At 69.6% G+C, this 6,541-nt stretch carries 5 protein-coding genes and 3 pseudogenes; 6 read left to right on the forward strand and 2 right to left on the reverse strand.

The annotated features are described in order from the left end of the window. Both AB0I10_RS39655 and AB0I10_RS39660 read right to left on the reverse strand, forming a co-directional pair. A pseudogene (locus tag AB0I10_RS39655) lies at positions 1 to 376 on the reverse strand (hypothetical protein); the annotation flags it as partial. A 38-nt stretch (positions 377 to 414) separates the two neighbouring features. Next, positions 415 to 837 (reverse strand): annotated as a pseudogene (locus AB0I10_RS39660) (hypothetical protein); the annotation flags it as partial. Between the two features lie 170 nt (positions 838 to 1,007). Between AB0I10_RS39660 and AB0I10_RS39665 the strand changes: the two are divergent. The 6 genes and pseudogenes from AB0I10_RS39665 to AB0I10_RS39690 all read left to right on the forward strand — a co-directional run. After that, positions 1,008 to 1,220: pseudogene (locus AB0I10_RS39665) on the forward strand (macro domain-containing protein); the annotation flags it as partial. A 609-nt stretch (positions 1,221 to 1,829) separates the two neighbouring features. After that, entirely contained in the window at positions 1,830 to 1,937 is a 108-nt protein-coding gene (locus AB0I10_RS39670; protein ID WP_363157608.1) for a keywimysin-related RiPP, read from the forward strand. 141 nt (positions 1,938 to 2,078) lie between these two features. Beyond that, entirely contained in the window at positions 2,079 to 4,037 is a 1,959-nt protein-coding gene (locus AB0I10_RS39675; protein ID WP_363157609.1) for a lasso peptide isopeptide bond-forming cyclase, read from the forward strand. A gap of 4 nt (positions 4,038 to 4,041) precedes the next feature. Further along, positions 4,042 to 4,299, forward strand: a complete 258-nt coding sequence (locus tag AB0I10_RS39680; protein ID WP_363157610.1) for a lasso peptide biosynthesis PqqD family chaperone — start codon at positions 4,042 to 4,044, stop codon at positions 4,297 to 4,299. A gap of 132 nt (positions 4,300 to 4,431) precedes the next feature. After that, positions 4,432 to 4,848, forward strand: coding sequence for a lasso peptide biosynthesis B2 protein (locus tag AB0I10_RS39685; RefSeq protein WP_363157611.1), 417 nt, complete (start codon positions 4,432 to 4,434; stop codon positions 4,846 to 4,848). Positions 4,849 to 4,852: 4 nt separating this feature from the next. Beyond that, a partial coding sequence (locus AB0I10_RS39690) for an ABC transporter ATP-binding protein (RefSeq protein WP_363157612.1) occupies positions 4,853 to 6,541 on the forward strand: 1,689 nt, incomplete at its 3' end.

A 6,541-nucleotide genomic window follows, 5' to 3' on the forward strand; every position in this document is an offset into this window, starting at 1 on the left:
GCACCACTGCGCCCGCCTCGTCCAGCGCGACCAGATGCTTCAGCGTCGGTCCGTTCAGCGGGGTCTCCCGCACCGTGACCACCAGGGATCGGGCATGGCTGAGGCCCCCATGGTCGACTGCTATTACGCGCTTTTCTACGCGATGTTGACCGATGCAGGCTAACCGTTTGATTGCGGTCTCAAGGCGTCCCCCCCGTCGAGAGAGACGCAGGGAACGGGCGAGGATCTCGCCCTCGGGCTCTTCGTCCTCGTCCTCGTCGGCAAACTCGGTGTCGCTGTAAGCGTCGATCCAGCCGGAGTCCTCGTCGGTATCGGCCGGCCAGGCGAGCTCTGAGGTGCTCGCGATCCGGTAGATGAGTTCCCCGCGTCCCGCCACCCGTTGGTGGTCAACAGGAACTCGCGGAGCGAGGGCGGCAATGTCCGGCCCAGGCGGGCCTCGGCTGCCGCGATCTCATCCTCGCCGGCCGGGGCGAACCCGAGCCAGCCGTCCCGTACGACCTCGTCATCCAAGGGTGCGTCCTGCTCGGGGTCGTACCCGACGATCCACTCCTCGCTCCAATCTTTCAGGAACGGCCGCCACTGCTCGCGGTTCATGGGCGCTGCCCTACTGGGTCGTACTTCGTCGGACGTGCCGGCCGCGATCGTTGTCGCGAGGATCCAGCCGGTGATGATCAGCGCGTTGCCGAGCGTGCTGAGGAGCATCAGGGAGAAGAGCCGGGTCGCGGCCCGTATGGGGCGGAAGCCGTAGCCGACGGTGACGGTGACGTCCTGTGCGTAGCCCCATAGGCGGGCATGGACGGGGAGAGTAGTAGGCGTGCGGCACGAATCCGTCGGCATCGCGTTCCAGCAGGGCCAGTCGTGAACGGTTCCGCCAGTGAGGTGGGCGGCGTCGACAGCATCATCTTGCACGTTTTTGAGCTGGGCGTCTTCCGGATCGACCGAGCCCTCGACGCTTGCGGCTCCGAGGCGGATGCCGCCGCGGGTCACCAGCCGGGCAGCTCTGCCAGGAGGACCGCTCCGAGCTCCTTGCCTCGTGCTACCGGGATTCCCTGCGTGTGGCCGACGAACTGGGCGCCCGCACGGTTGCCTTCCCCGCCATCTCCACCGGGATCTACGGATGACCGATGGACGACGGCGTCCGCATCGCGGTCGAGACGGTGCAGGCGCCGGAGACGGCGGTGGAGGAGGTGCGGTTCGTCCCCTTCAATGAGAGGGCGTAGGAAGCATTCGCGGCGTACGTGCATGATTGATGTGCGGACCGCGGTGTGACACGGCCGGTGGCGAGCTTGGGTGCGGGGCCCGGAGGAAGTGCTCGCCATGCGGACCGAATGAGTATGACGCGGGGCGCTTGATGCCTCAATTACCGTGTTTCTTATGCGAGTTGACTGCCTCCAACGCACTCATGCCTGAGTTCCCTGGGGCGAGCCGTGGGCCGCTTGTCACCCAAAAAATACGGCGCGACGATCCCGGCTTCGACGTTAAGGGCGAATGGCTCTTGAGTCCATCGACACCTTGTTCGCATTTAATTCGGATGGGATTGGTGTCTCCTTTAACTAGCAACGCTAGATAGCCGAGTAAAACGTTTTTTCGTGAACTGTTCGCCGCCCCTACCGGAGGGGCGCAAGGGGTTGTTCGTGTGCGGCGCACTTGAATTGCACGCCCTCTGAGTACCCCTCAATACCGGCTGAATGTCGTTGTGATGTTGCGCTAGTCCTACTTACTGTTGTGCTGCGGATTTGCCGCTCGTGACTTCTGCGATGGAAGTTCATTGAAATCCGCCGTACAGGCGCCTGTTGTTCAACTGTCCCCATGAACAAAGGAGAAAGATCATGACGTACGAGCGCCCCACCGTCACCAAGGCCGGCAGCTTCCGCAAGGTCACCGGCCTCAAGGGCCAGGGCCCCAAGGACATCCTCCACGGCAAGCAGTTCCTCTGACCGAGCCCACTCGCGACCGCTGAGCGGTCCGGGTCTCAACGCGCATCGGGCCGACCGCTGAGCCGGTCCGGCCACCGGGTGGCGGCAGCCGGCCGCCACCCGCTCACTTATTCGAGCATCACCGACCAAAGGCCGTAGCCCATGGACCAGTCCTTGTCGCTCCAGGCCGTACCCGCCTGGTTCGTCGTCCTGCCCGACACCGACGCGGCCGCGGCCCTCGTCACCAAGGCGTTCTCCCACGCGGACCGGACTCTGACGCACGCATCAGGGCGCCCCTGGCTCGTGGGCCGCTGGGCACCGGAGGCGCTCGTGGTGGGGGAACACGGGGGGACGCGCGTCGCAGTGATCGGAGAACACGCCGTCACGGCGCGGGATGCCGAGCGGGTCGCCGCTGCGGCCGACGGCGCCGACTCACTGACGGCGGTGGACCGCGCGGCCGATTGGGCCGGCAGCTTCCACCTGGTCGTCAGCGGCGGTGGCCGGGTGCGGGTGCGTGCCGGCGTCGTGGACCTGCGCCGTGTGTTCCACACCCGAACCGGAACGTCCGGCCACGGACCGGTGAGCGTGGCGTCCGACCGGGCCGACGTACTCGCCGAACTGGTCGGTGCCGAACTGGACGAGTGCCGAATCGCCCTCGAAATGCTCACCCTTGGCGCGCCGTACCCCCGCGCAGGGGACCCACTGTGGCGCGGCCTGCACGCCGTGCCCGGAGGGCACTGTCTGACGCTCCACCCCGACGGGCGGACCTGCACCACGCGGTGGTGGTCACCGCCCGACCCCGACGTCCCGCTCGCCGTCGGCGCCGAGCGCCTGAGAGAAGCCCTCATCGAAGCGATCGAGGTGCGCACCCGCGGGCGCGACCTGGTGACGTCGGACCTGGGCGGGCTGGACTCCACGGCCCTGTGCTGTACCGCGGCACGCGGGGGCACCAAGGTCGTCGCCTACACCGCAGCCATCCACGACGAGGCCGGCGATGACGTGTACTGGGCCGAGCGGACCGTCGGGGCGCTGAACGGCGTCGAACACCACGTCGTACCCGCCCAGAACGTAGCCATGACGTTCGCCGGGATCGACGCCCTTGAGGACATCCTGGACACGCCCAGCATCCTCACCGTCGACCGCAATCGCCGCATGGACATCGTGGAACTGGCGGCCGCCCGCGGGTCCGGCATCCATCTCACCGGCCTGGGCGGCGACGAGCTCCTGGCCGGAACGCCCGCCCGCCTGCACGCACTGGTGCGCACCCATCCCCTCATTGCCGTGGGGGCCGTACGGGGGTACGCCGCCAAATACCGATGGTCCCGGAGACGAGTGCTACGCCAACTCCTGGACCGGAGCCCCTATCGGACATGGCTCGATGGGGTGGCCCGCGATCTGACCGAGCCGGCGCTACCGGTGAACGAGCCGTTGCTCGGCTGGGCGGTTCCGCCCCGGATGCCGCCCTGGGCGACACCGGATGCTGTCACCGCGGCGCGCGAACTGCTCCGCGCGGGGCGGTCCGCAGTCCAGCCACGGGGCAGGGGACACGGCGAACACCGCGAGCTGGTCGGGATGGACGGCATCTCCCAATCGGCCCGGCACATCGGGCAGATGGCCGCTCCGCTGGGAATCGCCGTCTGCGCCCCCTACTACGACGCCCACGTCATCGAGGCGGCCCTCGCCGTCCGGCCGCAGGAGCGGATCACCCCGTGGCGGTACAAGCCGCTCATCGTCGAGGCCATGCGCGGCATCGTCCCGGAGGCCAGCCGCACCCGCGACACCAAGGCGAACGCCACGTTCGAGGAGGAGGCGGGGTTGCGCGAGCACCGCCGGGCGCTGCTGGCACTGTGCGAGGACTCCCGGCTCGCCCGGCTCGGCCTGGTCGACGAGCGGGTGCTGCGCGAATGGTGCCGTCGCGCTCTGACCGCAGAGACGGAGAGCTACCTGCTGCACCCGACCATCGCGTGCGAAGTCTGGTTGCGGTCCCGGGAGTTGACGCCACCGCCCGCTCGTCGCGCAGCGCCGTCCCACGGCCGGAACACCGTCCCGCCCCGCCCCTCGGCCGTATCCGCGGCTCTGCCTGCCGCCAACCGAGAGCCCCGAGAGACCAGAGAGAGGTGAACCGGTGTTTGCCCTGAAGCCCGGTGTCCTGATGACCGAGACCGAATACGGCATGGCACTGCTCGACCAGGAGAGCGCCGAGTACTACACGCTCAATCCAACGGCCACCATCGTCCTCCAGGCCCTCCTCGACGGCTACGGCACCGAGCGCGCGGTGGAGATCCTGACCACGCGGTACGACAACGTCGACGTCGACCTGGCTACCGAGGACGTCGGCCGCATCGTCGACGAGTTGCACTCCGTGGGGCTCGTCACCTCCTGAGCGCTGCCCCCAGGACCCGCCGATGCGGAATCAGTTCGGCCAGCCCGGTCCGTCCGATCCATCCGATCCGCCCGCCCGACTCCGTCCAGGCCCGTCTGTCCAGCCCGGACCGTCCAGACCGGAGAGCCACGCATGTCGATGTCGGAAGCGGTTCCGTACCGCCCACGCTCCGTTCCGCCGGCCCGTCGTATCCTGGCCCGGGTGGTGGTGTGCTGTGCGCACGTGCTGGCCACCCAGCCGCCCGACCGAATCCGTGCCGTCCTGCGTCGGCTGCGCCGCGGTGCCAGGCCCGCTACCCTCGCCGAGGCAAGCATGGCGCGCGAGACGGTGCTCGCCGTGAGCCTCGCCGCGGGAGGCCAGAAAGGGTGCCTGCCCCGGTCCCTGGCTACCGTCCTGCTGTGCCGTTGGTACGGCCAGTGGCCCGCCTGGTGCGTAGGAGTACGCAGCCGCCCGCCGTTCGCGGCGCACGCCTGGGTGGAGGCCGAGGGCGTCCTCGTCGGCGAGGGTGCCTCCGCCGACTACTTCCAGCGCTTCTTCACCGTGGAGTGAGCCGATGAGCGCGGCACCCCCCATCGAGACGTCTTGCGCCCTCCCCGGCGACGGCACGGGGGCCCGGGCGCACGAGGAACCGGGCGGCTCCCAGCCGGGGCACCGGGCCCTCGCAGGTCAGCTGCGTCGGCAGCGCGGGCGGTTGGCCATCGGCGTCGCCCTGGGGCTCCTGGGCAGCGTCCTGGGCCTGGCCCAGCCCATGGCGGCCAAGCACGTGATGGACGACATGAGCCGGGGGCACCCCGCGGCCGGGCCCGTACTCGTGCTCAGCCTGCTGCTGGTCTCCGGGGCACTCCTCGTCGGTCTGGGGCACTACGTGCTGCAATGGTCGGCCGAGTCCATCGTGTGCGCTGCCCGGTGTCGGCTGGCCGACCGGCTTCTTCGACTACGGGTGGCCGTGGTGGAGAGCACCGAACCGGGCGATCTGATCGCCCGCGTGACCTCCGATACGGCGTTGCTGCGCCAGACCGCGCCCCAGGCGGTGTCCGCTGCGGTCACCGGCACACTGACCACCGTGGCGACGGTCGTCATGATGGGGCTGCTCGACGCCGTGCTGCTGTGTGTCACCCTCGCCGTGATCGCCTGCGTCGGCGTCATCGTGGCAGTGGTGGCTCCGCGGATCGGCCGCGCCACCCGGCACACACAGGAGTCGGTGGGGCACATCGGGGCCGCTCTGGAGCGGGTCTTCGGCGCTTTCCGCACGGTCAAGGCGTCGGGCGCCGAGCGGCTGGAGACCGCGGCGCTGCACCAGGCGGCCGAGGACGCCCGCCGGACCGGGGTACGGGCCGCGGCGTGGGAGGCGGTGTCGACGTCGGTGTCGGCGGTGGTCTTCCAGATCAGCTTCCTCGTTGTGCTCGGGGTGGGGGGCGCACGCGTCACTTCCGGCGCCATCGGTGTCTCCACACTCGTCGCGTTCCTCCTCTACCTCTTCGCTCTGGCTCCTCGAATCGGCCAACTGGTGGAAGGCGTCGGTCAGCTCCAGGTCGGATCGGCGGCGGCGGTCCGTATCGGAGACGTTGAGAGGCTGGCGGTCGAGAACCTGGACGCCGAGCAGGTACGGGAAGGCGACGCGGCGGTCCGCGACGGCAAGCGAACCAGGCGTACCGAGGCGGATTCCGCCCCCGCCGGCCCCAACACTCCCTCAGCCACGGCTTCCACCACCGCTTCCGAACGCGGTGGGTCACCCCTCGGCGTGGCGTTCCATCGGGTGTGCTTCGCCTACCGCCCCGGATTGCCCCGCGTCCACGACGAGGTCTCCTTCTCCGTTCCCGCACGCGGGCTGACTGCCTTCGTCGGCCCGTCCGGCGCCGGCAAGACCACGGTCTTCTCGCTTATCGAGCGCTTCTACGAGCCCGAAGCCGGTCGCGTGCTCCTGGACGGCGAGGACGTGCAGCGATGGCCACTGGCCCGGCTTCGCGCGTCCATCGGTTACGTCGAGCAGGACGTCCCCGTCCTCGCCGGTACCCTGCGCGACAACCTGACGTTCGGCACCGCCGATCCCACCGGCGAGGAACTCGCCCGCGTCCTGCGGCTGGCCCGCCTGGACGTGGTGGCGGACGGTCTGCCCCATGGGCTGGACACCGACGTCGGCCATCGCGGCAGCCGACTCTCCGGTGGCGAGCGCCAGCGCGTGGCGATCGCCCGCGCCTTGTTGCGCCGCCCGAGGCTGCTGCTGCTGGACGAGGCCACCTCC

The organism is Streptomyces sp. NPDC050636, from assembly GCF_040654775.1.
GTDB lineage: Bacteria > Actinomycetota > Actinomycetes > Streptomycetales > Streptomycetaceae > Streptomyces.